The organism is Cupriavidus sp. MPR-AND1C, assembly GCF_058809705.1.
Genome location: NZ_JBXASU010000207.1, coordinates 1 through 660 on the forward strand (window position 1 = coordinate 1; position 660 = coordinate 660).

Annotated in this window: 1 protein-coding gene; it reads left to right on the forward strand. The window is 60.6% G+C overall.

Annotated elements, in window-relative coordinates:
• On the forward strand, positions 1 to 660 hold a 660-nt coding region (locus tag AC1RWI_RS38055; RefSeq protein ID WP_492870890.1), incomplete at both ends, for an EF-Tu C-terminal domain-related protein.

Sequence of the window (660 nt, forward strand, 5' to 3'; positions counted from 1 at the left end):
TGGCACTGGAAGGCGACAAGGGCGAACTGGGCGAGCAAGCCATTCTGGCCCTGGCCGAGCAGCTGGACAGCTACATCCCGACGCCGGAACGTGCCATCGACGGTACCTTCCTGATGCCGGTGGAAGACGTGTTCTCGATCTCGGGCCGTGGCACGGTTGTGACCGGTCGTATCGAGCGCGGCATCATCAAGGTTGGTGAAGAAATCGAAATCGTTGGTATCAAGCCGACGGTCAAGACCATCTGCACCGGCGTGGAAATGTTCCGCAAGCTGCTGGACCAAGGTCAAGCAGGCGACAACGTGGGTCTGCTGCTGCGCGGCACGAAGCGCGAAGACGTCGAGCGCGGCCAAGTGCTGTGCAAGCCGGGTTCGATCAAGCCGCACACGCATTTCACCGGCGAGGTCTACATCTTGTCGAAGGATGAAGGCGGCCGCCACACCCCGTTCTTCAACAACTACCGCCCGCAGTTCTACTTCCGTACGACCGACGTGACTGGCTCGATCGAGCTGCCGAAGGACAAGGAAATGGTTATGCCGGGTGACAACGTGTCGATCACGGTCAAGCTGATTGCCCCGATCGCCATGGAAGAAGGCCTGCGTTTCGCTATCCGTGAAGGCGGTCGTACCGTCGGCGCCGGCGTCGTGGCAAAGATCCTCGACT